This is a genomic window from Candidatus Merdisoma sp. JLR.KK011, assembly GCF_036941125.1.
Classification (GTDB): Bacteria; Bacillota; Clostridia; order Lachnospirales; family Lachnospiraceae; genus Laedolimicola.
Genome location: NZ_JAYWSZ010000004.1, coordinates 924,604 through 951,526 on the forward strand (window position 1 = coordinate 924,604; position 26,923 = coordinate 951,526).

The following is a 26,923-nucleotide window of genomic DNA, read 5'->3' on the forward strand; positions in this document are numbered from 1 at the left end:
AAAAAATTAACAGCTTTGCTTTATGATAACGATCTGAATGATCCTGACACCAGATTATATTATCGTTTGTGGTTCGCACTGGGGCGGAGCGATTCCGAAGTTGTCTTATAGCATGCGCAAAGTATGACACCAGGTGCAGAAATATCTCTCAAAGGAAAAAGAGACTGTCAAAAACACACACAGACTGCGAATGTCTGTCTTTGCGTTTTTAACAGCCTCTCATGCTTTACAAAAACTCCTCTAAAGAAGGAACATCCTCCGTAAAGCTCTCCTTCCCCAGCTCATTGATCGTTGTCCTTCCAGCCTTTCCATACTGATAAAGCTGATCCAGAAATTCTATTGCCGCCCGTATCCGGGTCCGCAGCAGATATCCTCCGGATTGAATCGCCTCTTCCAATGTCTCTATCGACAAGGCCGGCGTCCAATTATAAGCCCGTCCATGAAATTCCTGTATCTTGCGCAGCACTTCATGGATCTCCTCTTTTGTCAGAGGCAATAACTGCGGCGCTCCCTCCAGCAGGTTCAAAATTGTCCGGGCCGGTTCCGGTTCCTCCGGATAAACCGCCTCCAGATTCTCATATTCGTGCTTTCCTTCAATCACATCCTCCACGTAAGATGAACTGAGGGCAAAAAGGCTGAAGGTTCTCTCCGGGCACCGATCGGAAAGAAGAAAATCCGCCATATTCCGGTAGGCATTGAGCCTCGCCTTCTTCCCGAGCCTTCCGATAAGCTCCGTCTCATCCAGCAGAATCACCCAGCCATGATACCCCATCTGTGTAAACAAATAACTCATAAAGGAAAAATAATCCCGGCAGTGCTTCGTCTTGGTAAAATTCACATTATACTTTACCGGTTGTCCGAAAATCCGCCGGTAAATCTTTTTCAAGGGCGCATTGGCTATAAAGTCTCCCTCTAAATCAGACTGGAGAAGGAACTTCTCGTCCGAATCCTCCGTATTCAGATAAGACCGGAACAAATAATACAGCTTATCCGTCTCCAGCTGTTTCGCCGCATACAGAAGCATCTCATTTGCAATGGGGCTGTTGGCTGAAATCTTCTCCAGCTCATACATAAATCCCGGCTGCCTCCGCTTGGGAAGATAAGTATTCTGCAAAACCTTCTGATAAATCAGATACAGCTTGTCCATAGGCGTCTCCTTACTCAAGGAAAGATAGGAGACAACCATATTATTTGAATGGGCCAGATTGAATACAGTATTCAGAAGATGGGTCTTTCCCTCCCCATACTTTCCGCTGATCACCATTCCGCCGGAACGGCCCTGATCGCACACGGCGTCCAGACGATCCGAAATTTCCTTCATAATCCTGGGCCTTGCCTCGGAAAAATACTGCCCCACAGCCCTGGAGGGAATGCCGGAGCGCAAGGCTTCCACGATGTGCCTGGCTTCCATATCATACATCTTCCTTCACCTCCTGCATTGCTGTCCGGACCAGTCCCGGGATGCCGACAGCCCCCGTTCGGGCCTGACGCAGAATCTCCCGGGCTGTTTCCCGGCCAAGGGGCCTGGCCAAAGTGCTGTTCTGCTGCCCGGCCAATGTTTCAGACATGCTTATGATAACCTCTTCTGTATACTCCTGAGCCGCCAGACGATCCAGATCCACCATATCCGTAAACCGGTTAAAGCGCTCTCCCACAATCTCATTCTGAATCCGCATCCAGAGAGCCTGGTACGACTTAAGCCCTGCATTTTCATCATCCATCAGTCCCCGGTCAAAGGCATACACAAACATAATATGCTTCATACTGTCAATATCGTCAATGAGCTGACGGATGCTCTCATAGGTATCCTCACGCTTCATCTTCGTATAATGGACAGGCTCCAGACTGGAACGGCTGATAAGAATCTCCATATCATCAATCGCAATAAACAATCCCGGATGTCCGCCCATGCGGATAACCTCCGCCAGAGAGCAGAGCATGTGACGGGCATTGTACTTTGTAATCCGGCTGGGATAAAAGCCCATCGCCCGAAGCTGTGTAAGCTTAATAGTCCGATCCCCTGTAAGCCAGGCCAGAAGCAGCTCCCGGTTCTGTTCCTCCAGAACCGGATAACCCAGAATGCTTCCCGTAAGCATACTGCATGCAAGGGCAAAATTATTATCCAGCATAGGGTTGTCCAGAAAAATCTGCTTCAGCTGCGTTCGGATCTCCCTCTTCGTAATTGCATCCCCCGATCCATTCTGGGAAAGATAATCAATGAACTTCATTCCCTCCGGAATCTCCCTGGCATCAAACCCCATTTCTTCTATCAGATAGCGGCTGACCCCTTCCAGGCAGTCCAGAATATCACATTGGCGGAAAATCTCTATATAAATCTCCCTAAAATCATGCATCCAGATATCCCTGGCTGAAAATGCGGCCGTTTTATAGCCTTCTCTTCGCGCTATTCCTGTAACCAGCTTCAGAAAATGGCTCTTGCCGCTTCCTTCCCGCCCGGTCACGAACTTAATCTTGCTGCCGCCGTCCCGTATGTATTCCCGAAGATACTTTGCTTCCCAGAAGTCCGTAAGAAACTCAATTCCACGGGCAGGCTTCCCATCCGCTCCCTCTTCAAACTCCAATCTCATAGCCCTTCCCCCTTATTGAAAGAAACGAATGGTTGCCAGGTACTGCTCCTGGCCATCCTTGTCAAGAATCCGAATCGCCTTATTCTGCTTCCGGCTTGGGCCGAACTGGAACCTCCTCCCATTCTTCGTCTCCTCAATCCCCGAAGCGTACAATCTTGCCAGGTCAAAGGCAAAGCTCTGCTGATCATAGTCCTTTCGGAAGCGGCTCATAGGCGCCAGGAATTTATACAGATTGGTCAGGTAAACATCTGCCGCATCCTGCTTGCCAAGCTTCAAAACAGCCAAATCGTAAGCATCCGCAAGTTCATTTACAAATGCCTGGGCATTGAAAGAAACCCTGTTTAACCTTTCCTGTCCGGCTTTTACCGTATTTACAAGGCTTAAAGGACGCATACAGGGAAGCTTTTTCCGATCCAGATACACATCCTGGTTCTCCGCATCCAGCTTTACCTTATAGGGAAACATCTCATAAACCGGAAACTCTCCTCTCACATCCACTCCCTTTTCTGCACAGGCCGAAAGCATCTGTTCCGCAAAATCTCCTTCTGCAAAATAAGCCTTTGAATCAAAGCCCTCTATGGTATCCTTCACATCTTCAAGGGCTGTCTTAAGGGATTCGCAGGCTTCCTGCATAGCACTCACGTCCCGCATAAGGCTCTTGAGATCTCCTCCCTCTGTCTCCTTCGCCACTGCTTTAAACAGCCTTTGCATAAGAGCCAGGCTGTCCTTCAAAGACTTTTCCTGCGGCTGTAAGGTTTCGTACAATTCTTCATAATTCATTTTTTTATCCTCATCTCTTGTATTTGAATCCGTCCGTTGCAAATTACTATAAAAAGTATATACGAAAGCCGGAAAGTTTTCAATCTTTATTCCCCAAAATATACGGAAACACCTTGCGGAACAATGGCGTGTGGACAGTAATGCCAAATCTCCTTATCATTTCCTGTAACCTGTGCTATACTTTTATAAACGGCACAAACATCTAATTGGAGTACCTGATTATGAAAATTTCCCTATACCCCTGGCAGGAGGAATGCCTGGATCGGTGGTTTCAGAATCAATGCCGCGGAATGGTGCAGGCAGTTACCGGCTCCGGCAAAACTCTGCTGGCTTTGAATGCCATAGAGCGCCTGGAAAAAAGCCTGCCCCAGAAACTGCATATAAAAATCGTGGTTCCCTCCGGCTCTCTTATGCATCAGTGGAACCGTGCCATAAAAGACTTTCTCTCCGATTCTTCGGAGGCTTTGCAAGGCCCGGCTCCCCTTCATCACTGTATCGGGCTTCGGGGCGCGGGATGCAGAATGCCTGCCGGCAGGCAGTATATGATTTATGTCATTAACTCTGCCCGGTATGAGCTGGCAAGGCAGATCCTAAGCGACCTTCAAAGAGGGATTCCTGTTCTGCTCATTGCAGATGAATGCCACCATTATGAAAGTGAACAAAACCAGTTGATTTTCGAATTCCTTCCCCATTTGAAGCCCTCGGATGCCCCGTTCTTTTCCCTTGGCCTGTCAGCAACCCTCCCTTCCGAACAAGCCGGAAGCAGACTGGCATCGCTGCTGGGCCCTGAAATCTACCGCTATGAGATAAAGAAGGCTGCCGCTATGCACACCGTATGTCCTTGCGACATCTTTCATATCAGCCTTTCCTTTCAAAAATCAGAACGGGCCGAATATGAGGAAATCACGGAACGGATGCGCTCTCTGTATCGCAGTCTTGTTCATTCCTGCCCTGTTTTAAGGGATTCGGGCCAGAAGGAACGCTTTGAGCTTATCTCCTCGCTTGCCAAGGATCCGGACAAAAAGACGGCGAAGGCCGCATCCTCCTACTTAAAACTCTCCTATATGCGCAAAACCCTGGTCTGCCTGGCATCCGGGCGGATCTCCTGTGCCTGTGAACTGGTACGGCGCCTGCCGGAAAACGAAAAAATTCTCATTTTCGGCGAGCGTATTTCCCAGGCAGATGAGCTGTACCGGCTCTTGCAGAAGCAGTATCCCGAAAAGGCAGGCCGCTGCCATTCCCAGATGGGGAGGACTGCCAATCAGAATACGCTGAATCGTTTCCGGGACGGATCCCTTCGGATTCTCATTGCCTGTAAATCTATGGACGAGGGTATTGACATTCCGGAGACCTCCATTGGAATTGTCCTTTCCGGCACTTCTATGCCAAGGCAGCGCACCCAGCGGCTGGGACGCATTATCCGAAACGCCGGGAATAAGGAGAAAGCTGCTCTCTACTATCTTCACCTGGCCGAAACTACGGAGGAGCGCTGCTTTCTGCCGGATGGCGGTGTATATCCGGTATATGATCTGGAATACCATGCAAATAAGCAGATATTTGTCAATCCAGCCTACGATAAGGACGCCGCGCAGCTTTTGGAAACTATGGCCCATGACGGCATTGATGAAGAACAGCTAAAGGAAGTCCGGCGCTGCCTGCTGCTTGGAAGCGTCCGCTCTGACTGGCTGCTTTCCGAAAAAGAGCTGGAGCAAAGGCTTCACGCCTGTTCCTCCCTTTCGGAGAAAAATTATTGGATTTGCATGAAATTGATAAAGGCATTGCCCCATAGAACGTCTCTATAGGACAATGCCCATATTTACGATAGCCTTTATTCTTCCTTAAGCCCGGGCTGTAAACTCTTGTCTTCGTCCAAACAGATAGTTCCCCGGCGTTTTTGCCATATCCGATATCTGTTTCAGGAAAAGGCTTATCTGCAAGCCCTTGCTGTCCATAAGCTTTTCCTGGATGGATGCCAGAAAGCGCTCCTTGCTTGAGGTATCCGCCCCGGCAAAGGTCTGGTCAAGCTCTACCTTGTTAAGCTTCTCATACCGCTCTTCCTGTTTCTCTTTATAATCCTTTTGATTGCTCTTTATGAGATCCAGATTTTTTATAGCCCACCGGACCATGAAAAAGGCAGCCTCTGTCTCTCCTGAGGTTTCCTTGATCTTTTTATAGGTTTCATATTCCTTCGGGGCTTTTGTTTCCATAGCGTAAAGATACTCTTCCGAACGATCCTCATGCACGTAACCGTTCCCGTCGATTTGTACGATATGCTTTACATTATACTCCATCTCACAGTCGCTGACCCGCGTTCCAGACATTCCGATTTTGGCAATGGAGCGCATGGCTTCCATGAAGGAAGCTTTTGTTTTGTCATCCATAAACTGATCTGCAAGGTACTGCGCCTTTTCCACGCCAAGCCCAATCTTGGCCAGACGGTCTGCTTCCTCCATGCCGTGAACATTGTGGGGGAGAAAATCTCTCCAGATAATCCGATAGACATCGTCTTTTAGTTCCTGGCTTTTTCCCTTCAATGCATCGGTAATTGCATTGTCTATCCGGGCATAGCCGGTGTAAAAGGGGGTGACCGGGCCTGTCTCTATCACGATGGGGCCGCGCTCCACAGGGGCCGCAGGCGATGTATCCACAGACTCCGGCAGCGCCAGGGGCTTCTCATTCATGGGCTTTGCAGATGCGAATCCTTCTCTTATCTTCGCATCCTGTTCCGGGGTAAGCTGCTCTTTTAAAGGGCGGATTGGCTGGTATGGTGCGGAATGGTAACAGGTGCATTTTATCATAGCAGGGCCTCCTATTAAAAGCCGCTGTGCGACAGCGGTAAAGGGTAAAGCCGCTTCGACACACTGGCTTTACCATCCATCAGAATTTTTTTCGTATATTAGATATATCGGCAGGTATGGAAGACTCCATAAATCATTTAGAAATGATTTATTAAAATTACAAAATTACCATTCCAATTTTTCTATTCTGCATTGATGTTTTTTACTTTTCTTTTCATAGTTAATCCCAACAAGCAAAACATTTCCTTTATACTCTTTAAGGGCTGACACATATCTTTTACTTTTAATCTGGCTTATGGCTCCCTCGGCAGTTTTATCCCATTTTAGTTCCAGAACCATCGCAGGATTCAAAGAGGTTCGTTTGGGAAGGAAAACCATATCGGCAAATCCATTACCTGCCGGCATTTCTCTTACAAGAGTATAATCTCTGCATGCGCTGTAATATGCCAGCGCAATCACGCTGCTTAGGGAAATTTCATTGTTATATGTCAGACTGGAAGAATTCTGCATATGAACGTCCTGTATCATCTGTGCCACAGCTTGTTCATCCATCGCCAAAGTTGCTCTAAGCAAGGCTTCCGACGCATTTATTGCTCTTATTACCTCTTCCCACCCATCATTTTTAACAGCACGCAGAAAAGCGCTCCTGACCTCGTCGTTTGGAATAAAAACTTTCTTTGTCTTGCTGTCATAAGCCATATATCCCATATGAATCAACAATGTGATCACATCATCGGCAGAGTGAAAGGAAGTTATATCATTTTGGAAAGACTCCACATCAATACTGCGCCTCTGGCCTCCCAGCATATCTACGATCAATTGCCTTAATCCATCAAAGTCCATTGCAATATACGTCATCAAAGACTCATAGGTTTCTGTTCCTGACCAATAATTTCCAAATTCCCTGCTGTCTACAGCCTCAATGACAGAATTGGGGCTATAGACATGTCCTGCCTTTTCAAAATAATACCCATCATACCATCTTTGCATCTCTTTAAATGGCATATCATGTTCTTTACAGATAGTCTTTACTTCCTCCTCTGTAAATCCAACATACTCCGCCATCTGCCTGGGGCTGACCATTGTATGTTCCCGGAAATTATTCAGCGCCGACTGCGTGCCATACTTCTTGATCGGCAAAATACCCGTAATATAAGCAAGCTTTAAAAATGCTCCTGACGGAGTCCCTTTAAACAAACCTCTCAGCAGATTAATGTATTCCTTTTGGAGCTCCTTGTTATCCTTATCCTCCCGGAACAGACAATCCCACTCATCAATGATAATGATAAACTGTTCTTTTGTCATGGCGTTAACTTTTGCCAATACAGAGGGCAATGAAACATCCGTGTCTTGAACACATTCCGGATATTCCTTTTTCAGCTCATTTATCACCTGTTCCTGGATATAGCTCACCACCTTAACAAAAGAATTTCTTTTCATTTCCTCAAGGGCATTTCCATACATCCACTGGATATCCAAAAAAATTACATTGTACTTATTCAAGTGCGTTACGAAAAATTCGTTTTGGCTTATCTTAAGTCCTGTAAATAACTTTTCAGAGCGGCATCCTTTACTGTAATACGCTGACAGCATCGTTACCGCCATTGTCTTTCCAAATCTTCTCGGCCTGCTGGAGCAGATCAAAGGCCTGTCTTTTCCCATACGGCTATTCGTATATTTTATCAGTTCTGTCTTATCCACGTACAGCTCAGAATTAACAGAAACGGCAAACTGTTCATTTCCCGGATTTAAATATATTCCCATATCCGCGCTCTCCCTATTGTCTTAGATGCATTCTTTACATAGCCATAATAATCATTTCGTACAATACTTTTTTTGTTTAAAAAAGTGGAATTATAAATTTCATTTTATTCCATGCGTTACATAATGTCAACGCTCCAGCTTTATGATTTATAAAAGCCAGAAAACGTTATGTTTTCTGCCTCCCGCTCTTTACCTTGCAATAAACAACCGCCACCGCTGTACTCGCAAAAGTCGCCGCAATGGCCGGCCCCACAATGGCCGCCGGGTTCACGCTCCCGTACTGGCTCCGGTAGGCGATGATGTTCACCGGGATCAGCTGCAGGGACGAGATATTGATGATCAAAAAAGTGCACATCTCATTGCTTGCCGTCCCTTTCGGCACAGGAGGTCTGAGGCTTCTGCCGCCCGGGCGGACTGCCGTTCCTTTTCTCCGCTCCTCTTCCAGCTCCTCCAGCGCCTCCATGGCTTTCAATCCTGCCGGCGTCGCCGCCCAGCCCAGGCCGAAGATATTCGCAATGATATTGGTAGTTATGTATTCTCTTGCCCTGTGGCCTTTGGGAATCTCCGGAAACATAAAGCTGATAAAGGGCTGCAGCTTTCCTGCCGCCTGGCGGATCATTCCGCTCTTCTGGGCAATCTCCATCAGTCCCACCCACAGAGACATCACCCCTGTCATAGTAATACACAAGCTTACTGCATCTTTTGCCGAGTCGAGAGCCGCCGTAGTCAGATCCGGAAGCCGTCCCTGGAAGGCCCCATACACAATACCCACAAGCAGCATGAATCCCCACAAATAATTTAACATTTCACACCGTTTTTTCTCCTTTTACGATCAATATATTCTCTTGTGCCACGGCCTATGTTTGGATGGATTATTTTTCTTAATTTTCCACATTTTTCGCACTTTTTAACGAATTTTTACACGGAAATTTTTTTCATTTTTACTCGATATTTGTCAAAAATGATCTTGGAATCTCACGCACTTTTTGATATACTTACAAAGAAGAACGTGCTACTATCGCAGAAGGAGGAGACACAATGAAAAACACCGGTGTAGTCAGAAGACTAGACGAACTGGGACGTATCACGCTTCCAATGGAGTTACGAAAGGTATTTAACATTGAAGAACGTGATTCTCTCGAAATTTATGTTGAAGATGACAAAATCATTTTAAAGAAGTACGCACCTACGGATATTTTCACAGGAGAGAGGGATGATTTGATTGAATACCGAGGCAAGATGGTATCCAAGAAGACCATTGAAGACCTGGCGAAGCTCGCAGAGTTGATTTGAATATCCGTAGCCAGGAAACACTGTTTCTATTTACTACTGATTGATCTACATAACGAACCGGGCTCCACAGCTGTGGAACCCGGTTTTTTCATTCCTTTCCCTCCAGCAGCCCCTGGTAAATATCCCTTCGGGACACGCCTCTGTCCCTGGCCACCAGCCGCATAGCCTCTTTACGAGAATGTCCCTGTTCCTCGTAAAGCTCCATATGCTCCTCAAGGCTCAGCTCCTGCCACGCCGCCTTCTGCTCCTCAAGAATCTCCTCCGCCTTTTTCCCCTCAATGACCAGCACGCACTCCCCCTTGGGCTCCTCTGTCTCATAACAACGGAGAGCTTCGTCAAAGTCCGTCCGGAAGGCCGTCTCATACTTCTTCGTAAGCTCCCGGCAGATCGTCAGCCTCCGGTTGCCCAGAAGCTCATAAAGCTCCTTCAGCGTCTTCCTGAGCCGATGGGGCGCCTCGTAAAGGATGATTGTTCTTGTCTCCCTGGACAGCTCCTTCAGCACGGCCTGCCGCTCTTTCTTATCCCCCGGCAGAAAGGCCTCAAAAGCAAAGCGTCTGGTGCTTAAAGCCGAGAGGGTCAAGGCCGTGATGCAGGCAGAGGCTCCCGGCAGGGAGGTTACCGGAATCCCTTCCTCCGCACACATTTTCACCAGCTCCTCTCCCGGATCGGAGATTCCCGGTGTTCCTGCGTCTGTGATTAGGGCAATGTTCTTTCCTTGTCTGAGCTTGGCAGCCAGCTCTCTGCCTTTCTCGTACTTGTTATACTCGTGATAACTGGTCATAGGCGTATGAATTTCAAAATGATTCAAAAGCTTAATGCTGTTTCTCGTATCCTCCGCCGCAATCAAATCCACCTCTTTTAAGGTGCGGAGCACCCGGAGGGTAATATCCTCCAGATTTCCAATGGGTGTAGCACACAAATATAAGGTTCCCTGCATAGTTTAATCCTCACTTAACAGCCCTTCCGGCGTGTAAGAGCATTTTGCATTCCACAGCATCCATTCCTCGCAGCCGCTGTCATAGACTGCCTGTATCTGCTGCCGGATCTGGCTGCCCCCATAGCTCTGATGGTGAGAGATCCAGACAGCCGTAAAATCCTGGAGCCAAGGCCTTACAATGGCTCTGTGTTCTCCTTCCGGAATCCCATCAAGCGCCTCCCCGGAAGCCTTAAGGGCCGCTGCAACCGTCTCATAAGGCATCAGATCCGGGTGCTCAATGCCATACACGCCGTCCCGGTAATGGGACGGGTAAACCATGGGGCAGATATAGTCCAGGTGCCTGGCCATAGCTCCGTAATCCTGACCCACAAGGGCCCCGTCATCCTCATTGTCTATCACAGTTCCGAACACGTCCGCCGACACCTGTACCCCCAGAGGAGAAAGCTGCTCATAGACGTATGCTGTAAATTCGGTAATAATATCTGTCTTGGACTTCCCTTGGGCCTTGGGCCCATAATCCGCTTCCTCGTCGGAAATCTCCGTGGGAAACCGGATGTAGTCAAATTGAATCTCGTCAAAGCCAGCCCCGGCCGCCTCCTTTCCCAGGGCGGCCAGGTACTCCCAGACCTCTTCCTCATAAGGATTCACCCAGGGCAGGCCGTTTTTATCCCGGAACACACTGCCGTCCCTTTTGCGGATGCAGAGCTCTGGACGCTTTTCTGCCAGCAGCGGATCCTTAAAGGCCACAATTCTGGCAATGAGATAAAGCTCCTGTCCCTTCAGACGCCCCATAAGCTCCGGCAAGTCCTGGATATAAGCCAAACCGGCTCCAAGCTCCTCCACCATAGGCTGACTCATCTTATACGTGACAATGCCCTCGTCATTTTTAATGTCAATAACCATAGCATTGAGCTCCGTATCGGCCGCAAGCTGCTCCCGATCGGCCATCCCCTCGTGGCCCGCCATGGGGCCGGTTATATAGATCCCCTTCACCTTCGGCAGCTCTTTCTGAGGTATCTCCGGCTCCTGAAGCACTTCCTCTTCCTCCGTTTCCGGCTCCTCCGTGTCCTCTGGGACTTCCGGCTCTGCCTGCTCCTCGCCCGCGATCTCCTCTTCCGCAGCCGGCGGCGCCTGCCGCACTGCGGGCACCTCCGCTTCCGGCTGCCGGATGCATCCTGCCGCCCCTGACACAAGGAGCATAAAAAGCAATGCAAAAACTCCTGCCCTTTTCAATCCCTTTCCTCCATCCGGCCCGTACAGCCTTCCTTACGCCTTTTATCCTCTTTATCACGCATGGCTTCAATACCCATAGATATCATAAATCTCATCTGTATAAACGCCCTGTTCCTTATACACAATCAGAGGTTTTTCCACCGTAATCCGTGACTTTGCGCCGGACAAGGCCTCGATGAGAACCATATTGGGCTCCTTATCCACAAATGGATACACAAGCCGCATCCGCTTGGGCTCCAGCTTATATCTCACCAGGAGAGTCAGAATCTCCGCCAGCCGGAAGGGCCTGTGAACCAGGTAAAAGCGTCCCCCGGGACGAAGCACCTTTGCCGTCTGGCCGACTACATCCTCCAGGGTGCACAGGATCTCGTGACGGGCAATGGCTTTTGACTGCTTTGGATTGACCAGCCCATGATTTCCCGTCATATAGGGAGGATTGCAGGTAACTACATCAAAAGAAGCAGCTCCGAAAAGAGCCGCCGCTTCCTTGATATCTCCGGTCACAATAGAAACCGATTCCTCCAGATGATTGTATGCCACGCTCCGCCTGGCCATGTCTGCGCTTTCCTCCTGGATCTCCAGTCCGGTAAAATCCCGTCCCTCGGTTTTTCCCCGAAGCAGAATGGGGATAATTCCCGTGCCTGTTCCCAGATCCAGAGCCCGTTCCCCTGTCTTTACTCTTGCAAAGCCTGACAGCAGAACCGCATCCATGCCAAAGCAGAATTTATGGGAATTCTGGATGATCTGCCAGCCGTTCCTGTGCAGCTCGTCCAGCCGTTCCCCTTCCTTCAGCTCAATTGTCATCTAACTTTGATTTTCCTTCCTGGCGTTCCAGCGCCTCCAGCTTTTTCAGCTCCTTGTCGGCAACGTCGCCCTTTTCCTTCCTGCGCCTTGGGCGGAACTTCAGCTCGTCCACCTTGTACTCCCGGATCTCCTTCTCGTCTCCTTCCAGGGTTACGATCACCTTCACCTTCTGGCGCAGCACGTTGACGCTCTGTACGTCGCCTTTCAGTCCGTCCCCTGTGGTCACATGATCGCCCACATTAGGCAGACGGCTGTTCAGCTCCTCATAAGTCTCCTGCTCATGCTTTAAGCAGCACATCAATCTGCCGCAGACACCGGAAATCTTGGTCGGGTTCAGGGAAAGGTTCTGCTCCTTTGCCATTTTGATGGAAACCGGTATAAATTCCGACAAATGGGTATGACAGCAGAGGCTTCTGCCGCAGATACCGATGCCTCCTATAATCTTTGTCTCATCCCGGACGCCGATCTGTCTCAGCTCAATCCGTGTCTTGAATACGGCTGCCAGATCCTTCACCAGCTCCCGGAAGTCAATCCGGCCGTCTGCCGTAAAATAGAACAATACCTTGTTGTTGTCAAAGGTGTACTCCGCCTGAATAAGCTTCATGTCCAGCTTATGCTTCCGAATCTTCTCCAGACAGATCTGAAAGGCTTCCTTCTCCTTCTGCCGGTTGGCTGCTTCCTTGGCGTCATCCTCCGCAGTGGCAATCCGAAGAACGGGCTTTAGGGGCTGAACCACCCGGTTCCCCTCTACCTCCTTGGTTCCCACCACCACATATCCGTACTCTACCCCTCTGGCTGTCTCTACTATGACATGCTTTCCCTTGGGTATATTCAGCTTTCCGGGGGAAAAGTAATAAACCTTTCCCGCATTCCGGAATCTGACTCCGATTACTTTTTCCATCTCAATTCTCCTTTATGGTCAGCAGGAGAAGCTCCATGGTAAGCTCAAAGTTCACATTGGCCTTGAGACGCACCTTGGCTTTCTCCAGCGCTTCTATAATCTTCTCCAGGCCTTCATAGGATATCTTCGTTGCCTGGAGGCTGATATAATTGATTTCCTCTGAAAATATAAGGCTGTCCACCTGCCTGGTAGCCTTAAAGAGCAGGACGTCCCGATACCAGAGCACCAGCAGATCCAGATAATCGTTGATGTCTGCTTTGTAATCCGACACCTTGCGGATGGCCTCGGTGATCTCCCAGAGCTCCATGTCGTTCATATGGCGCACCAGATGAAGGGCATGATCCTTAAGCTCCCCGAAATGTTCCGACAGCGCCAGCATACGCGCCCTTCCTACATTGCCCCTGGCAAATGCAGTGCAGATATCCGCCTGATAATCGGGCACACGCAGCTGCTCCATCAGATAGCTCCGGATCTGGCTGTCCTTCACCGGACGCAGCTTCAAGGTCACACACCGGGATAAAATGGTGGGAAGGAAGCTCTCGGAATTTGTGGTCAGCAGAAAAATCACTCCGTAAGAGGGCGGCTCTTCTATGGTTTTTAAAAGCGCATTCTGTGCCTGAACGGTCATTTTTTCCGCTTCGTCTATGAGATAGATCTTATAGGGACTGCTGTAGGGGCGTATCTGGATATCGCCGCAGAGCTGTTCCCGGATATCCTCCACTCCGATAGAGCCCGGCTTCTCATGGCGCACATAGATAATGTCCGGCTGATTGCTGCCGGCCGCCTGCTTACAGGACCGGCAGACGCCGCAGGGGGATTCCCCTCCCTTTTCACACTGGAGGGTCTGGGCAAAGGTCTGGGCCAGGAGGTTTTTCCCGGCTCCCTCTTCTCCGTCAAAAATATAAGCATGGGAGATCTTTTTCAGACGGACTGCATTTTTCAGATGGCTGATGATTTCTTCATGGCCTATGATATCTTTAAAATCGGGCATAGATCTCCCCTCCTTTTGTTAATCTTTGGTGCCTATGTGTAGTATATCACATTTCCTCTGCAAAAGACAGACTTTTTACATTTCCATTTCTTCCTGTAGGCAGGCGGTGATTTCCTGTATGCATTCCTTTAAGTCCTTATTAAAAAATCTGCGCACAAGGCCTGCCCCCAGCAGCTTCTCCTCTGCAAAGTCAGCGCTGTCCGTAAGAAATCTCCGGCACATCTCCGCATACTTGGGCTCTTCCTGGCTCCGCTCCCTGTCCAGGGCCCTCTGAAGCCGCTCCCCGTCCTCCACTTCAATATAAATGGGAATCACCTTGTCCGCCCCATAGTACTCCCGGATCGCCAGAAAGGAATCCAGCACTCCCACCATAGCATAGTTATAGTTCGCCAGATCCATGTGTTTTCCGTCCACGGTAAAATACTTCCAGATACCGTGAACCGTCTCGTATGCCCGCAGCTCAATTACCTTCCCGGCCGCCTGCAGCCGGGAAAGCTCCTCCTCATCCGTAAAATGGTATTCCACCCCCGGTGTCTCCTTCGCTCTCATGGGCCGGGTGGTATAGGGAACAACCGGGCGCAGGCCCAGCTCCTTATTTTCCATAAGACTTTTGTAAATGGTATCTTTTCCGGTGGAGCTTTTTCCGAAGATATAAAATATTTTTCCCATTTTTGTTCTCCTATTCCCTTAATACTTCTATTCTTCCTTTTCTGTCAAGGCCGTGCAGCTCCTGCCCTGTCCTCATACACGCTTCTATTTTCCGGCATATCCCGTCTGTCAGACGCTCTCCGGGAACCGCCAGAGGGATCCCGGGAGGGTATAGATAGAGATATCCTCCGCTGATCCGGTTACGGCACTCTTTTCTGTCTATCCATTCCTTTTTCTGCTCCAGGGCCTTCCCCAGTGTAAAGGCTGCGGACGTTTCCAAAGCCGGCTCCTCTGTCCCCTCTTCTTTCGAATCCGGAATCTGCATCCTTCCTTCTTCCAGGGAATCGTCTATCTGGCGGAGAGCCCGGCCCAGCCGCTCAAAATCTTCCTCCCTGTCAGCCACGGTGGATATTCCAACGGCATACTGCACAGAAGCCATCTCCATCTCAATATGGTGCCTGCGTCTCAGACATTCCGAAAGCTCATGTCCGGAAATCCTTCCTTTCCGGGTGGATATCACCAGCCTGGAGCGGTCAAAATCCCACACCCCGGCCTTTCCTACCCATTCCTTCCCTGCCAGCTCCAGTATTTTCAGCTCCCCACAGCCTCTGCGGAAGCGCTCCAGCCTCTCCACATATGCCGCAAAGAGCCCCTCGCCCTGCCGCTCTATCCATTCCATGCAGCGATCAATCGACGCCATCAGCACATAAGAAGGGCTGCTGGTCTGATACACAGAAAGATAATAGCGCAGCCGCTCCCTGTCTGCAAGCTCTCCCTGTACATGAAGAAGGGCTGTCTGTGTCAGCGCCGGCAGGGTCTTATGCACACTCTGAATCACCATATCGGCGCCCGCTGCCAGGGCATCCTCCGGAAAATAGCCGGAAAAGGGAAAATGAGCCCCATGGGCCTGATCCACAATCAAAGGCACGCCGCGTCTATGGCAGGCTTCTGCAACAGCCCTTACATCCAGGCAGATACCTTCATATGTGGGAGACGTAACAAATACGGCCTGGATGCCGGGATGCTCCGCCAGGGAGTTTTCCACATCTGACGGGAGAATGCCGCCGTTTATCCCCAAACCGCCAAGAAATTGTGGATAAAGATACCAGACTGCAGCTCCCAGAAGTCCGGCTCCATGATATGCGCTCCGGTGGCTGTTTCTCGCCAGCAAAAGCTCCCCTCCTGGAGGGACACAGGCAGAAATAGCGCCTAAGACCCCGGCTGTGCTTCCGTTTACCAGAAAATGGGTCTCCTCCGCCTGATAAAGCAGAGCCGCACGCTCCTGGGCCTGTACCAGAATCCCCTGTTCCTGGGGATGGTGAAGGTCGTCAAACCCGTCTATCTCTGTAATATCGATCCCATAGGGATCTCCCATATCTCCCCCGCGCCGCTTATGCCCCGGCATATGGAACGCACAGTAATCCGCCGACTGATAAGCCGTGAGCTTCTCATATAAAGGGCCTCTGGGGGAATCTATCTCTCTTTGCCTGGTCACCTTGCATCTCCGTTCCTCAAAGCCTCCGTTTCCGGAAACGGCTCTAAGCTTCTCTTTAAGATTCCTTTCATGCCGGCTATCAATATTCCGTAATTGGTTACCGGCACTCCCTCCCGGGCCGCCTGCTTAAGGCGGTTTTGCATCTCGCGCTCCTGAAGCATACAGCCGCCGCAATGGACAATAAGGCCGTATTCCTCCAGGCTCTGGGGAAATTCCTTCCCGGAAGCAAAGACAAATTCCGGCTCTTTTCCCGTGTACTCCTTTATCCAGTGGGGAAGCTTCACCGTTCCGATGTCCTCGCATTGGCGGTGATGGGTACATCCCTCTGCAATCAAAATCCTATCTCCATCTTTCAGGCTTTCCAACGCCTGGACGCCCTGTACCAGCTGCAGGAGATTTCCTTTATATCTGGCAAAGAGAATGGAAAAGGAGGTCAGAGGAATCTCCTGCGGGGTTTCCTTATTCACCCTCTCAAACACCTGGCTGTCGGTAATCACAAGCCGGGGCTTCTTTGGGAAACGCGCAAGGGTCTCCCTAAGCTCCGTGTCTCTTACCACAACAGAGACTGCTCCGGCCTCCAGGACATCCCGGATGGTCTGCTGCTGGGGCAGGATCAGCCGGCCCTTGGGGGCGCTTTTGTCTATGGGAACCACAAGCACCACTGTATCATGGGGTTTCAGCAGATCTCCCACCAGGCGCTTTTCCGAATCCCTTACAGGAATCATATGTGCCATTTTCTCCTTAAGGGTCTTTATTCCCTGTCCGGTACAGGCGCTGACCCAGACTGCGCCTCCCTCTCCCTGCCCGGCGGAGTCCGGTTTTAAATCGCTCTTATTATATACAATTAAAAACGGCGTCTCCTGCTTTCGAAGTTCTTCCATCAGCTCTTCTTCCAGACAATCTGCGCCCCTGGCTGCGTCAATGACCACAAGAGCCAGATCGGCCTTTTTCAGCGCTTCCCGGCTTCTGGCCGTCCGGAGCTCTCCAAGCTCACTCCTATCATCCAGGCCTGGCGTGTCCATCAGCACAACCGGGCCCAGGGGCAGAAGCTCCATGGCCTTATACACGGGATCTGTAGTTGTTCCTTTTTGTTCCGATACCAGGGCGGTATGCTGTCCGGTAATCGCATTGATAAGGCTGGACTTGCCTGCATTCTGCTTTCCAAAGATTCCTATATGGATCCGTTCCGAGGACGGCGTCTCGTTTAAACTCATAGTCTTCTCCTGTCCGCTGCTTTTAACCTTACTGTTTCAGTCATAGTCAATAACCTTTTGATTTCTTTATCTTACTATAAAAATCCGGGAATTGCCAGTATATCATTGCATACGCCTTCCGGGCGCCGAGGCTGCTAAAAGCTGCTTTCTGTGATCAAAAAAGCAGGAGCTTTATCTGCTCCTGCCTTCCTATTTTTTTCTAGAAAATTCTTCTTACTGCAAGAATCGGCTTGTAGTTGGCCGGTGATGTATACTTGATGCCAGTTGCCGCAGTACTTGCATGTACGATGGTGTTGTTGCCGCAGTAAATAGCAACATGGCCGCTGTAGCAGATGATATCGCCCGGCTGCGCTTCTGAAAGGCTTACGCCGTATCCCACGCCGCGCATTGCGCTGGAGGAATGGGGAAGTCCTACGCCAAAATTCGCATAGACGCTCATTACAAATCCGGAGCAGTCCGCACCGTTTGTGAGGCTGGTGCCGCCGTATACGTAAGGATTGCCCACAAACTGGCTTGCGAAGGATGCCACTGCATTGCCGCTGCTGCTTCCGCCGCCGTTGCCCAGGCCTGCATTCTGGCCGCCGGACTTAGCTGCCGCCGCTGCTGCCTTACGCTTTCCTTCTTCCTTGGCTGCCTCTTCTTTAGCAAGTCTGGCTTCTTCCTCTGCCTTGGACTCTGCCTGGACAAAATCCGTCCGAAGGTCTACAAATTCTTTGGATACCCAGCCGTCGCCTTCCTCGATGGATACCTGCACCCAATCTTCGGTCTCATCAGTTACGGTAAGCTCTTCCTCTTCTCCGATAAGGCCTAAGATGCTGGCTTCCGTGCTGGCTTCGTTTCTTACACGAAGAGTCTCCGTTGTAACGGTTGCAACTCTTTTTCCTACTTCTTCGGCAAGGGCCTCAGCCTCGTCGCCGGTTACCACATAATCGCTTTTTACATATCCGGTTACGCTTCCGGAGGTAATCTTGAACCAGCCGTCCACGTCCTCCTCTATGGTTCCTGCCGACTCATCATAGAGCTTTCCAAGAATCTCTCCTTCCTCGCTTGGCAGGCTTCTTACATTGACATAATCATTTACTTGTGCGATGCAGATTCCGTCGAACTCGGAAGGTGTTAATTCTTCTATCACCTTTTCGTCTACGGTGGGGTCTGCTGTATGTGCTTCTGTCATAACAGATGCAATTCCCTCTTCTCCTAAAGCGGAAAGGTTGCTGGCTTCTGCCCTCATCCCTCCAAAGCTGAAACAAAGTGCACCGGTCAGACATAAGGTTGTCAATTTATGAACTCTCATTATTTTTACTATCCTCCGTAAGCTTCTCAACTTAATTATTACAAATTTGTTAAGACTTATGAAAGAATTATAACAGTATGATTACTTGTTGTCAACTGTTTCTGCGATTTTCTACATTTTTTCCATTTTATTTATGTAATAGTTTAAGCCTGAACTTTTAATCTGCTTTCTTTGGTTTCTATTATTTTCCATTAAACTTTTCTTGACTTTTCCTGCTGTTTTGGTAAAATAATGAGAAATAGTAATTGTTATTATTATTGAAGCATGGAAGTACCTTTCGGGTATACCTTTATGCCCAAAGAACATGGGCAGATTAAGGAAACACCCTTCGGGCATACCTTTATGCCCAAAGAGCGTGGGCAAATTAAGGAAACACCCTTCGGGCATACCTTTATGCCCAAAGAGCGTGGGCAAATTAAGGAAAGGAGGTTTTTATGACTGCTTTGAAGTACAGCCGTCAGCGGGAATGCATCAAAAGCTTTCTGCTTTCCAGATACGATCATCCTACAGCGGATACCATCTATATAAATGTAAAAAAAGAATTTCCTAATATCAGTCTTGGAACGGTCTACCGCAATCTTGCCCTTCTCACAGACTTAGGAGAGATTATCAAGATCACTACCGATGGCCCTGACCGCTTTGATGCTCATGTAGAGCCTCATTCCCATTTTATATGCAGGAAATGCCATGGTCTTCTGGACATTCATATGGAAAATGAAGATTTTATCAATGCAGAGGCCCAGAAAGCATTTACCGGGCGGATTGAGGGGCATTCCGTACAGTATTACGGCGTGTGCAGCGACTGCATGAATCTGTAAAAGTCTGCAGGTATTCAGATAATGGAACTGCTGCAAAAATTTTGTTATGTTGTGCATGAACAGTAACAAAATTTTACTTTGAAAATTATAAAATAAAGCTTGACGATTGTTCTGATTTATGATATCTTAATAACAGTAATTATTACTGTTTTAGAACACAAAACATTTTTTATAAGAAAAGGAGAATAAAAGCATGAAGAAATTCGTATGTCAGGTATGTGGTTATGTTCACGAGGGAGATTCCGCTCCCGAAAAATGTCCCCAGTGCGGCGTTGGCCCGGACAAGTTCACAGAGCAGGCTGAGGGCCTTTCCTGGGCTGCTGAGCATGTTGTAGGCGTAGCTAAGGGCGTTAGCGAGGATATCCTTGAGGACTTAAGAGCTAACTTCAACGGCGAGTGCTCTGAGGTTGGTATGTATCTTGCTATGGCAAGAGTTGCTCACAGAGAGGGCTATCCTGAGATCGGTCTTTACTGGGAGAAGGCAGCTTACGAAGAGGCTGAGCATGCTGCTAAGTTTGCTGAGCTGCTGGGCGAGGTTGTTACCGACAGCACCAAGAAGAATCTGGAGATGAGAGTTGCCGCTGAAAACGGCGCAACCGCAGGCAAGTTTGACCTGGCTAAGAGAGCAAAGGCTGCAAACCTGGATGCAATCCATGACACCGTGCATGAGATGGCTCGTGACGAGGCTCGTCATGGCAAGGCATTTGAGGGTCTGCTTAAGAGATACTTTGGCTAATTGGAAATGCTGTAAATTCAACATTTTTGAGGATTTAGGGGTATGTTAGAGCAATCTGACATACCCTTATTTTTGTGCAGGCGGTTGTGTCTGGATGTGGGTTTATAATTTTACTTCCCATTTTCTTTGGAGAAACACACTCTTTTAAATGTGGGTTTAAAAAGGAGATAAGCATTCACTTATCTCTCTTGGATACTGCAATAGACAGACTGGAATTTAGTAACAGCTTAAATATCAAAATTTTCTGTTTTCAAATCACAATAATATCTGCCACTTGCGGCAGTAAACTTTAAAACACAATAATCTGGGTCAGTTACACCTTTTTTGTAAAACATTGTATCGCCCTTTTTCCAAATCATGTTTTTAGTTTCTTGGTCTGTTAAGACTTCCATTTTACCTTTTAACATAACACCAATATATTTCATTAATCCTTTGTGATAGAAGTAAATACTAGCATTTGAATTATCTTTATATTGTTTTACTCTCATAGATGAAGTATTAGTAGAAAAGTAAAACACTTTTAGCCCTATTCTTTTGCGGGGTTTTAGCATTGCTTTTATATTAGGACAATTTTCATCATCAATAGAGCATATAAAACTAACTTTTTGTTTATCAATAAAATTTTCGATTTTCTTTAAATCCATAATATTTTATCTCACTTTCAAATCCTGATTTCTAAAATGAATTGTACCATAATTTGTTTGATAATAACACTTTTTCTATTGAAAATAGCCGTCTAAGTCTAAATGAAGAGAAGTTAGAGGAATTGAAAAAGCATATCCTTTCATGTATAATCGAAGCTGAAAAACAGATAAAGAAATCGGTGTCTCTACAGGAGGATACGAAAGTTTGGAAGATATTAAGATGGTGCATATAAGGAAAGCAAAAGAAACAGACCGTAATAACGTAGCTTTATGTATTGCAGAAGGATTTGAAAAGGATTTTTCAATATTATGTAAAGATAAGCAAAAAGTGGCAGATGCTATCAAAACGGGATTGAATATGGAAAAATTTTATGTGGCAGATATGAAGGGAAATATCGTGGGAGTGCTGGCAATTTCTGACTGCAATGGAAGAGCTGCAAGAGCAGAAAAAGCATCTTTGAAGAGACACTTTGGGTTCTTTAAAGGAATTATTGGTACTTTCGTTTTGAAAGAAGAATTTGAAAAGCAGCTTGAGTATCCGATTACAACTGGATACATAGAATTTGTAGCAGTACGAAAAAAATACCGCAGACAAGGCATTGCTGCAGCTATGCTTCAAGAAAGTATGCTGCTTACAAATTATCAAGATTTTGTGCTTGATGTGACGGATATAAATATTAATGCTATTAAATGTTATACGAGCATTGGATTTGAGGAATTTAAGCGTATTCCGGAAAAACATGGTAAGCAAAAAGGGTTTAATGAGAAGATTTTTATGCGGTATTGCCGCAAATGAAAAATATTTTTTGGCATTATCTGGAAACCAATTACGATACACCCATCTTTTTATGTGTATTACGATTCTTTGCCGCCAATCGAAATGCTTCTTCCATTTCCGGTGTCAGTTCCGGAGAATCTTCATCAAAGACAATTTCTCTCTTTGCTGCATCTTCTATCTGTTTTAGCTGTTCTTTTGTGGGCTTCTGATTTTTATCTAATATAACTGTTTGTATCATAATAAATACTCCTTTCCTTTTTTGTTGCAAGTCTTGCTGATATTAAACGTATATTATCCTTTCGTTCCGTATATACAACAAATAGTACCTCATTTACTCTTCCTATTGTATTATAACGATCTTCTTCTACACTATATGATATATCGTATATTTCAATACGATCCAAATCATTAAAAACAAGTATTGCCGTTTCAAAATCAATGCCATGCTTTTTGAAATTAATTTGATTTTTTTCTTCGTCCCACTCAAATTTCAATATAATTCCTCCTCTATTTTAACATATTTTTTTTCTTGTTCAAAGGCCATAATTTTTCTTTCGTAAATGGTTTAGTGGTTGGAAATCTTGGAAAGGATTGTTTCCCTTAGAATACATTGAATTGAATCTGATGTAAGTGCGTTTATAATATCACTGCTGGAAAAATTATACAAGTGATTTTGAGAAGTTTATAGTTCTTTAAGAATTGCTTGTATAGAGGCTTTTACTCATTTATAAAAATTAGGAAACGTCTTTTTGCAGCAAAAGCAGGACGGCCGGTGGCCGTCCTGCTTTTGTTGTAAACTGCTATTAGTTCTCAATATCCGCTTCTTTGCGTTTCTTCCGATTTTTTCTGTACATCTCCTCGCCGGTTACCCCAAGCAATGCGATAATCAGCATCCACCACCAGGACATCTGTCCCATTCCGGCTGCCGGAGTGGCAAGAAGCATTGCAAAGTCTTCCGGATTCACAGCTATTGCTTTCTCCTCCGGAGCGGCAAGAGGTGTTACCTCATCTTCCAGGGTTGTAAGGCCTGCCGCCTCATCTTCGCCGGCGTCTGCCAATGCTGTATCTTCTACTGCCCCCGGGCCTGCAAGAGGTACTGCTGCTGTGGGGATTGTTACTACCGGAGCTGCCGCAGGAGCTCCGGCGCCGTCACCTGCTCCGCCTCCGGCTGCTCCACCACCTGTCGTTCCACCTCCGGCTGCGCCGCCACCTGTCGTTCCACCGCCGGCTGCTCCGCCATCCGTTGTTCCATCATCGGTTGTTCCGCCGCCTGTAGTTCCACCATCCGTTGTCGGTGTATCCGGAGTTCTGTATGCGAAGTTCTTTGCTGCTGCTTCACGGGCTTCCTCTACGGCTTTTAATACTTTTTCCAGGCTCTCCTGGGAAAGATCCCTTGCTGCCGCTGCATTTTCCAGATTTGTCTCCGCTGCCTTACACTCTTCTACCAGCTTATTATATGCCTCTGTGTCTGCATCTTCTTGTATGGACAAATAAGCTAATTTTTTTACTGCCTTTGTCACCATCTCCAATGCATTTTCAACATCCTCATTTATCTTTCCGGCTGCTCTTTCCTTCTCTAAAGCAAGTTCTACATTCGCTTCACTTTCATCCAAATGATTGATTGCTTCTAACAAAGCATCTGCCAGCCTGAAACTTTCTTGCTCACATAAAGTAACATTACCCTTTACTTTCTCTACCGTTTCTGTTGCACTCTTGTACAGCAAGTCTCTTAAGTTTTTATCTCTTTCTGCTTCTTCCCAGAAGTTTTTCGCTTCAGACATTATAGCCTTTTGTTTTTCTGCTTCTTCTTTGGCTTCTTTGGCTTTCTCTATTAAAACATTCAAAACACTTTCTGCAGCAGCTTTTTGTCTTTCTGCTTCTTCTTTGGCGTTTTCAGCTTCAATTTTTGCTTGAATCGCATTGTTCTTTCTGGTTTCTCTCGCCAGATAGTCTTCTACTGCTTTTGTATATTCTTCCTGATTTATACACTCCGTTCCTTTGCCCTCAAAGCTGCCTGGAGCTCCCGTCTTTATATAAAGTCTTATCTTATAAACATCATTCTCAGATTCTATGCTGTCTTTCATTGTTCCGTAATCAAAATAAGCTGTTTTTGTCTGTCCATCCTCTTCATATTCCACAAGCAAATAGTTTTTACTAATGTCGTTGCCTGGATCCTTGTACCAGCCATTTGAATACCCGGTCTCAGTTTTTCCCTCATTAGGGAAACGTATGCCTCCAATATCAATGTTCTGCTTGAACAAATAAAACTTAACAGCTTCTTTTGCCATGCCGTCAAAAATCTCCCAGCAAAGGGTATTTTCCGTTGCATCTGCATAGTGCTCTTTATACAAATCTTGGTATCCTTTTATTGCTCCGAATACAGGCTCATATTTTTCAACTTCTTTAAACGCAGCTTCAGCATTCGCTTCTTCCACTTCAGCCTCTTCTAATAGCTCTTTTTTTCTTTCAAGAACCTTTTCTTTATTATCTACGTCAGCATATGCCTGCATTTTCTCAGCCGTTGCATCATTTGATTTTTTCTGTGCTTCCAAATAGATTTCGTTCTCGTTGTCAAAGATCTCCTTTTTCTCTTCTGCCTCTTTTTGTGCATTCTCCAAATTACGCTCCGCATTCTCTTTTACAAGCGTTTGATACTCCAATTCATTTTTTGCTTCAGATAATGCTTTTTCAGCTGCCTCTTTCTCTCGTTCCACCTTGTCTTTATTATTTTGAGCTTGATCCCTGGCCCGGCCGGCCTCTTCTGCTTTTTGCTTTGCAGCTTCAAGATCTTCATTTGCCAGTCTCCATGCCTCATATGCCTCATTATAAGCAGCTCCGGCTTCCCCTGTAAGTGTTACTTCTTCCATGCCCAGCCTTATTCCATAAGCTTTACAGATCTCTTCCAATTCCTTTCGGGCAGATTCAACATTTTCCTGGGCAGTGTTTAAAGCAGCTTCTGCTTTTTCACTCTGTCCCTTCAAATAATTATAAGCCGTCTTTGCATCGCTTACATGCCGATCTGCTGTTTCCTTTGCCTTCTCAGCTTTTGCAAGCTCTTCCTCTGCGGCTGCTACATCTGCCTCCGCCTGCTTCTTTGCCGCCTCTGCTGCCTCACTGCTTTCATATGTAACTTCCTGAGCCTCGACTACTGCGTCCTTCTTTGCTTCTGCTTCTGTCAGATTTTCCTTTTCAATCGTTTCCGCTATTTTTTCTGTCTCTGTCTTTGCTTCCGATGAAGTTAGATTTGCATTCGCTCTTTCCTCATCTTCTGCAGTTGCCTCTTCCAGTTCCTTCTTTGCTTCCTCTGCTGCGTTATTGTAGCCATCCAGTGTATCAACTCTTGTATCAACTGCATCAAGATTCTCAGAAGATTCCTCCAATGCGTTTACCACATCATCCGGCACGGCACTGGCTTCACCCTCTCCCACCTTATCAATTGCAGCCTGTGCTTCATCAACCGCCTCGCTCACTTCCGTATTCTGAGGCTCGCTTAGTACCTCCGGCTCACTTGGCTGCTCTTCTGTTGTCTCAGGCGCCGGATTCTCAGCCGGCTCTCCATCCTCCGCCAAAACTGTCAGCGCCGGTGAAGCCGCCGTCACAAACGCCATAATGCCAATCCCGATAGAGCTTGCAATCTTCTTGTTTACTAAATTGTTTTTCATTTTCTTTTCCCCCTAAATTATTTTTCTTCCGGCGCTATTCTCTCAAAGAGATACTGCAGAACATCCATTCCTTTCACTTGTAAAGCAGCCTTTTCCTTTTTACGTCTTTCATTATATCAGCGCAGGTATCCTGCCAACTGCCTCATTTCATGGGAAACATCCTGTCAATTACAGTTTTTTAACGAAAAGCTTTGCAGATCTCCCACTCTAGATCAGCAAAGCCGCTTTCTTCCATATATAATATCCTTGAGTATTTATAGGGCCGTATGGTTCAGTTCCTGGGTCATATCCGCATAATACCACAGTTCGCCCTTTCCTCCCTCCCTGCTGTAAGCCGCCTCCAGCCTCTGAAAAATCGTGCTGCAGAATTCCAGCTTTGTCTTAACCAGCATCACGATAAAATGCCGGTTTCCATATCTGGTAAATGCATCCCCAATCCGAAGAGCACTCTCAATCACTTCCTTTAAAAGCTGCATCTGCTCCTGGAGATCCATGGAGCGGGGCACTCTTTTCTTCTGGCTTAAGGTTAAAAACATCAGCACCGCCGGAAAATCATTTCTCTCCTTGGCCCGCACCACCAGCCGGCAGTAATCCACAAAGCTTGGATACGTACAGTAATAAGCCCCCTTCACATCCTCTTCCTCAAAAATTGCCTGCCGGATATCCCCTCTCTTTCCCATAAAAATCTTATCCATGTTACGCCAGCTATCCGCATTGCCGGCGTCCCTTCTGTGGTTCTCATCCATAAGCACCAGAGATTCAAAGCATTCCTGCATCTCCCCGGTAGGGGGAGCGCCCATTTCCCGGGCATAGAGATCCACCGTCTTATTATATATAGCCAGCGCCTCATCGTAACGGTACAGCTCCAGGTTGCAGCGCATCAGCTTCAGCTGCCAGTTCTCAAAGGGATAGATAGCGGCCGCTCTGGCATAGAGCGCCAGCCGATTCTTATAATCCCGGTTCTTCAAAAGCTCCTGCTCCAGCTCATTGACCGCCCACAGATACAGCTTTTTATAATATCTGCTTTTATGAAAAAACCACATATCCGCCAGATTCACCGGAAGCAGCTCTCCGCAATACAGCTCAATGGCTTTCCACAAAAGTGCGGCCCTTCCCGTTCCCCTTTCCTCTCTGGCCTGTTTTAAGATCTCCTCAAACTCCTGCGTGTCCAGTTCCAAAGGAAGACTGCTTTTGAAATAACATATCCCCTCACGGATCTCAACATACTCCTCCTCCGGCAGCCCTCCCGCCGTCAGCTGTCCCTTCAGCCGGTAAATGAGATTATTCAGATTCTTATTGCGGTTCCCCATATCCCCCTTTTCATTCCATCCATACAGATTATCCATAATCTCACTTTTGGAAATCCCACCGGGCAAAGACATCAAAAGCATCTGAAGCAGCCGGATAGACTTCGAACTTCCGACCTTCTTCAAAACCACCGCTTTCTCTCCATAATAAGCCGCAAAGCCTCCCAGCATCTGAATGCGCAAAACCTTTTCCAAAGTAAACTCTTCCCCTTTGATCCATCATATATCAGCATATTTC

General features: G+C 47.4%; 25 protein-coding genes. 5 read left to right on the plus strand and 20 right to left on the minus strand.

Features of this window, described 5'->3' with window-relative positions; genetic code table 11:
- Nucleotides 1–226: 226 nt before the first annotated feature.
- Genes VV089_RS18275 through VV089_RS18285 form a run of 3 tightly spaced genes read right to left on the minus strand, consistent with a single transcriptional unit; the run spans nucleotide 227 to nucleotide 3,368 of the window.
- Nucleotides 227–1,420, minus strand: coding sequence for a BREX system ATP-binding domain-containing protein (locus VV089_RS18275; protein ID WP_172542577.1), 1,194 nt, complete (start codon nucleotides 1,418–1,420; stop codon nucleotides 227–229).
- Nucleotides 1,413–2,588 carry a BREX system ATP-binding domain-containing protein gene (locus VV089_RS18280; RefSeq protein ID WP_172542576.1) on the minus strand — a complete coding sequence of 392 codons (1,176 nt, stop codon included), beginning with the start codon at nucleotides 2,586–2,588 and terminating at the stop codon, nucleotides 1,413–1,415. The genes VV089_RS18275 and VV089_RS18280 overlap by 8 nt, the downstream gene beginning before the upstream one ends.
- A gap of 12 nt (nucleotides 2,589–2,600) precedes the next feature.
- The gene (locus VV089_RS18285; protein WP_334336909.1) at nucleotides 2,601–3,368 is read right to left on the minus strand and encodes a hypothetical protein; all 768 of its coding nucleotides are present in this window, start codon (nucleotides 3,366–3,368) and stop codon (nucleotides 2,601–2,603) included.
- A 221-nt stretch (nucleotides 3,369–3,589) separates the two neighbouring features.
- Between VV089_RS18285 and VV089_RS18290 the strand changes: the two genes are divergently transcribed.
- Nucleotides 3,590–5,170: a DEAD/DEAH box helicase gene (locus VV089_RS18290; RefSeq protein ID WP_334336910.1), complete on the plus strand. Its 1,581-nt coding sequence runs from the start codon at nucleotides 3,590–3,592 to the stop codon at nucleotides 5,168–5,170.
- Between the two features lie 36 nt (nucleotides 5,171–5,206).
- On the opposite strand, the gene VV089_RS18295 is transcribed toward VV089_RS18290, so the two are convergent.
- From VV089_RS18295 to VV089_RS18305, 3 genes are all read right to left on the minus strand, one after another.
- A complete protein-coding gene (locus VV089_RS18295) occupies nucleotides 5,207–6,166 on the minus strand; it encodes a hypothetical protein (protein ID WP_172542573.1) in 960 nt (319 codons plus the stop codon).
- A gap of 165 nt (nucleotides 6,167–6,331) precedes the next feature.
- On the minus strand, nucleotides 6,332–7,930 hold the full coding sequence (locus VV089_RS18300) for an AAA family ATPase (protein ID WP_172542572.1): 1,599 nt from the start codon (nucleotides 7,928–7,930) through the stop codon (nucleotides 6,332–6,334).
- 166 nt (nucleotides 7,931–8,096) lie between these two features.
- Nucleotides 8,097–8,735 carry a nucleoside recognition protein gene (locus tag VV089_RS18305; protein WP_172542571.1) on the minus strand — a complete coding sequence of 213 codons (639 nt, stop codon included), beginning with the start codon at nucleotides 8,733–8,735 and terminating at the stop codon, nucleotides 8,097–8,099.
- Nucleotides 8,736–8,968: 233 nt separating this feature from the next.
- Here VV089_RS18305 and VV089_RS18310 point away from each other — a divergent pair, with 233 nt between their 5' ends.
- On the plus strand, nucleotides 8,969–9,223 hold the full coding sequence (locus VV089_RS18310) for an AbrB/MazE/SpoVT family DNA-binding domain-containing protein (RefSeq protein ID WP_334336911.1): 255 nt from the start codon (nucleotides 8,969–8,971) through the stop codon (nucleotides 9,221–9,223).
- Between the two features lie 88 nt (nucleotides 9,224–9,311).
- On the opposite strand, the gene rsmI is transcribed toward VV089_RS18310, so the two are convergent.
- The 9 genes from rsmI to VV089_RS18355 all read right to left on the minus strand — a co-directional run bounded on the left by rsmI (nucleotide 9,312) and on the right by VV089_RS18355 (nucleotide 18,740).
- On the minus strand, nucleotides 9,312–10,160 hold the full coding sequence (gene rsmI / locus VV089_RS18315; RefSeq protein ID WP_334336912.1) for a 16S rRNA (cytidine(1402)-2'-O)-methyltransferase: 849 nt from the start codon (nucleotides 10,158–10,160) through the stop codon (nucleotides 9,312–9,314).
- 3 nt (nucleotides 10,161–10,163) lie between these two features.
- Nucleotides 10,164–11,393: a putative glycoside hydrolase gene (locus VV089_RS18320; protein ID WP_334336913.1), complete on the minus strand. Its 1,230-nt coding sequence runs from the start codon at nucleotides 11,391–11,393 to the stop codon at nucleotides 10,164–10,166.
- Between the two features lie 66 nt (nucleotides 11,394–11,459).
- The gene (locus tag VV089_RS18325) at nucleotides 11,460–12,197 is read right to left on the minus strand and encodes a tRNA1(Val) (adenine(37)-N6)-methyltransferase (RefSeq protein ID WP_334336914.1); all 738 of its coding nucleotides are present in this window, start codon (nucleotides 12,195–12,197) and stop codon (nucleotides 11,460–11,462) included.
- A complete protein-coding gene (locus VV089_RS18330) occupies nucleotides 12,187–13,098 on the minus strand; it encodes a PSP1 domain-containing protein (protein ID WP_334336915.1) in 912 nt (303 codons plus the stop codon). The genes VV089_RS18325 and VV089_RS18330 overlap by 11 nt, the downstream gene beginning before the upstream one ends.
- 1 nt (nucleotide 13,099) lies before the next feature.
- Complete coding sequence (locus VV089_RS18335) at nucleotides 13,100–14,089, minus strand: DNA polymerase III subunit (RefSeq protein ID WP_334336916.1); 990 nt, start codon at nucleotides 14,087–14,089, stop codon at nucleotides 13,100–13,102.
- A gap of 75 nt (nucleotides 14,090–14,164) precedes the next feature.
- On the minus strand, nucleotides 14,165–14,758 hold the full coding sequence (locus tag VV089_RS18340; RefSeq protein WP_172542565.1) for a guanylate kinase: 594 nt from the start codon (nucleotides 14,756–14,758) through the stop codon (nucleotides 14,165–14,167).
- A 10-nt stretch (nucleotides 14,759–14,768) separates the two neighbouring features.
- Entirely contained in the window at nucleotides 14,769–16,232 is a 1,464-nt protein-coding gene (locus VV089_RS18345) for an aminotransferase class I/II-fold pyridoxal phosphate-dependent enzyme (RefSeq protein ID WP_334336917.1), read from the minus strand.
- Entirely contained in the window at nucleotides 16,229–17,446 is a 1,218-nt protein-coding gene (gene hydF / locus VV089_RS18350) for a [FeFe] hydrogenase H-cluster maturation GTPase HydF (RefSeq protein WP_172542563.1), read from the minus strand. The genes VV089_RS18345 and hydF overlap by 4 nt, the downstream gene beginning before the upstream one ends.
- Before the next feature lie 199 nt (nucleotides 17,447–17,645).
- The gene (locus VV089_RS18355; RefSeq protein ID WP_334336918.1) at nucleotides 17,646–18,740 is read right to left on the minus strand and encodes a C40 family peptidase; all 1,095 of its coding nucleotides are present in this window, start codon (nucleotides 18,738–18,740) and stop codon (nucleotides 17,646–17,648) included.
- Between the two features lie 434 nt (nucleotides 18,741–19,174).
- Between VV089_RS18355 and VV089_RS18360 the strand changes: the two genes are divergently transcribed.
- Together VV089_RS18360 and VV089_RS18365 are read left to right on the plus strand one after the other, a co-directional pair.
- Complete coding sequence (locus tag VV089_RS18360) at nucleotides 19,175–19,558, plus strand: Fur family transcriptional regulator (protein ID WP_172542561.1); 384 nt, start codon at nucleotides 19,175–19,177, stop codon at nucleotides 19,556–19,558.
- A gap of 193 nt (nucleotides 19,559–19,751) precedes the next feature.
- On the plus strand, nucleotides 19,752–20,294 hold the full coding sequence (locus VV089_RS18365) for an NADH peroxidase (protein WP_160562893.1): 543 nt from the start codon (nucleotides 19,752–19,754) through the stop codon (nucleotides 20,292–20,294).
- Between the two features lie 227 nt (nucleotides 20,295–20,521).
- Here the strand turns inward: VV089_RS18365 and VV089_RS18370 are convergent, their stop codons facing one another.
- Nucleotides 20,522–20,938 (minus strand): pyridoxamine 5'-phosphate oxidase family protein, encoded by a 417-nt coding sequence (locus tag VV089_RS18370; protein WP_334336919.1) that lies wholly within the window; start codon nucleotides 20,936–20,938, stop codon nucleotides 20,522–20,524.
- Nucleotides 20,939–21,143: 205 nt separating this feature from the next.
- On the opposite strand from VV089_RS18370, the gene VV089_RS18375 reads away from it, so the two are divergent.
- Nucleotides 21,144–21,734: a GNAT family N-acetyltransferase gene (locus VV089_RS18375; RefSeq protein WP_334336920.1), complete on the plus strand. Its 591-nt coding sequence runs from the start codon at nucleotides 21,144–21,146 to the stop codon at nucleotides 21,732–21,734.
- A 31-nt stretch (nucleotides 21,735–21,765) separates the two neighbouring features.
- Here the strand turns inward: VV089_RS18375 and VV089_RS18380 are convergent, their stop codons facing one another.
- From VV089_RS18380 to VV089_RS18395, 4 genes are all read right to left on the minus strand, one after another.
- Nucleotides 21,766–21,954, minus strand: a complete 189-nt coding sequence (locus VV089_RS18380; protein ID WP_334336921.1) for a hypothetical protein — start codon at nucleotides 21,952–21,954, stop codon at nucleotides 21,766–21,768.
- Nucleotides 21,929–22,210 (minus strand): BrnT family toxin, encoded by a 282-nt coding sequence (locus VV089_RS18385; RefSeq protein WP_334336922.1) that lies wholly within the window; start codon nucleotides 22,208–22,210, stop codon nucleotides 21,929–21,931. The genes VV089_RS18380 and VV089_RS18385 overlap by 26 nt, the downstream gene beginning before the upstream one ends.
- Nucleotides 22,211–22,519: 309 nt before the next feature.
- The gene (locus tag VV089_RS18390) at nucleotides 22,520–24,697 is read right to left on the minus strand and encodes a hypothetical protein (RefSeq protein ID WP_334336923.1); all 2,178 of its coding nucleotides are present in this window, start codon (nucleotides 24,695–24,697) and stop codon (nucleotides 22,520–22,522) included.
- 935 nt (nucleotides 24,698–25,632) lie between these two features.
- Nucleotides 25,633–26,880: an AfsR/SARP family transcriptional regulator gene (locus tag VV089_RS18395; RefSeq protein WP_334336924.1), complete on the minus strand. Its 1,248-nt coding sequence runs from the start codon at nucleotides 26,878–26,880 to the stop codon at nucleotides 25,633–25,635.
- Between the last annotated feature and the right edge of the window lie 43 nt (nucleotides 26,881–26,923).

Excerpts from the sequence above, each read along its gene's own strand:
- VV089_RS18275 (WP_172542577.1), bottom strand. The coding sequence starts at position 1,420 with ATGTATGATATGGAAGCCAGGCACATCGTGGAAGCCTTGCGCTCCGGC.
- VV089_RS18280 (WP_172542576.1), bottom strand. The coding sequence starts at position 2,588 with ATGAGATTGGAGTTTGAAGAGGGAGCGGATGGGAAGCCTGCCCGTGGA.
- VV089_RS18285 (WP_334336909.1), bottom strand. The coding sequence starts at position 3,368 with ATGAATTATGAAGAATTGTACGAAACCTTACAGCCGCAGGAAAAGTCT.
- VV089_RS18290 (WP_334336910.1), top strand. The coding sequence starts at position 3,590 with ATGAAAATTTCCCTATACCCCTGGCAGGAGGAATGCCTGGATCGGTGG.
- VV089_RS18295 (WP_172542573.1), bottom strand. The coding sequence starts at position 6,166 with ATGATAAAATGCACCTGTTACCATTCCGCACCATACCAGCCAATCCGC.
- VV089_RS18300 (WP_172542572.1), bottom strand. The coding sequence starts at position 7,930 with ATGGGAATATATTTAAATCCGGGAAATGAACAGTTTGCCGTTTCTGTT.
- VV089_RS18305 (WP_172542571.1), bottom strand. The coding sequence starts at position 8,735 with ATGTTAAATTATTTGTGGGGATTCATGCTGCTTGTGGGTATTGTGTAT.
- VV089_RS18310 (WP_334336911.1), top strand. The coding sequence starts at position 8,969 with ATGAAAAACACCGGTGTAGTCAGAAGACTAGACGAACTGGGACGTATC.
- rsmI (WP_334336912.1), bottom strand. The coding sequence starts at position 10,160 with ATGCAGGGAACCTTATATTTGTGTGCTACACCCATTGGAAATCTGGAG.
- VV089_RS18325 (WP_334336914.1), bottom strand. The coding sequence starts at position 12,197 with ATGACAATTGAGCTGAAGGAAGGGGAACGGCTGGACGAGCTGCACAGG.
- VV089_RS18330 (WP_334336915.1), bottom strand. The coding sequence starts at position 13,098 with ATGGAAAAAGTAATCGGAGTCAGATTCCGGAATGCGGGAAAGGTTTAT.
- VV089_RS18335 (WP_334336916.1), bottom strand. The coding sequence starts at position 14,089 with ATGCCCGATTTTAAAGATATCATAGGCCATGAAGAAATCATCAGCCAT.
- VV089_RS18340 (WP_172542565.1), bottom strand. The coding sequence starts at position 14,758 with ATGGGAAAAATATTTTATATCTTCGGAAAAAGCTCCACCGGAAAAGAT.
- hydF (WP_172542563.1), bottom strand. The coding sequence starts at position 17,446 with ATGAGTTTAAACGAGACGCCGTCCTCGGAACGGATCCATATAGGAATC.
- VV089_RS18355 (WP_334336918.1), bottom strand. The coding sequence starts at position 18,740 with ATGAGAGTTCATAAATTGACAACCTTATGTCTGACCGGTGCACTTTGT.
- VV089_RS18360 (WP_172542561.1), top strand. The coding sequence starts at position 19,175 with ATGACTGCTTTGAAGTACAGCCGTCAGCGGGAATGCATCAAAAGCTTT.
- VV089_RS18365 (WP_160562893.1), top strand. The coding sequence starts at position 19,752 with ATGAAGAAATTCGTATGTCAGGTATGTGGTTATGTTCACGAGGGAGAT.
- VV089_RS18370 (WP_334336919.1), bottom strand. The coding sequence starts at position 20,938 with ATGGATTTAAAGAAAATCGAAAATTTTATTGATAAACAAAAAGTTAGT.
- VV089_RS18380 (WP_334336921.1), bottom strand. The coding sequence starts at position 21,954 with ATGATACAAACAGTTATATTAGATAAAAATCAGAAGCCCACAAAAGAA.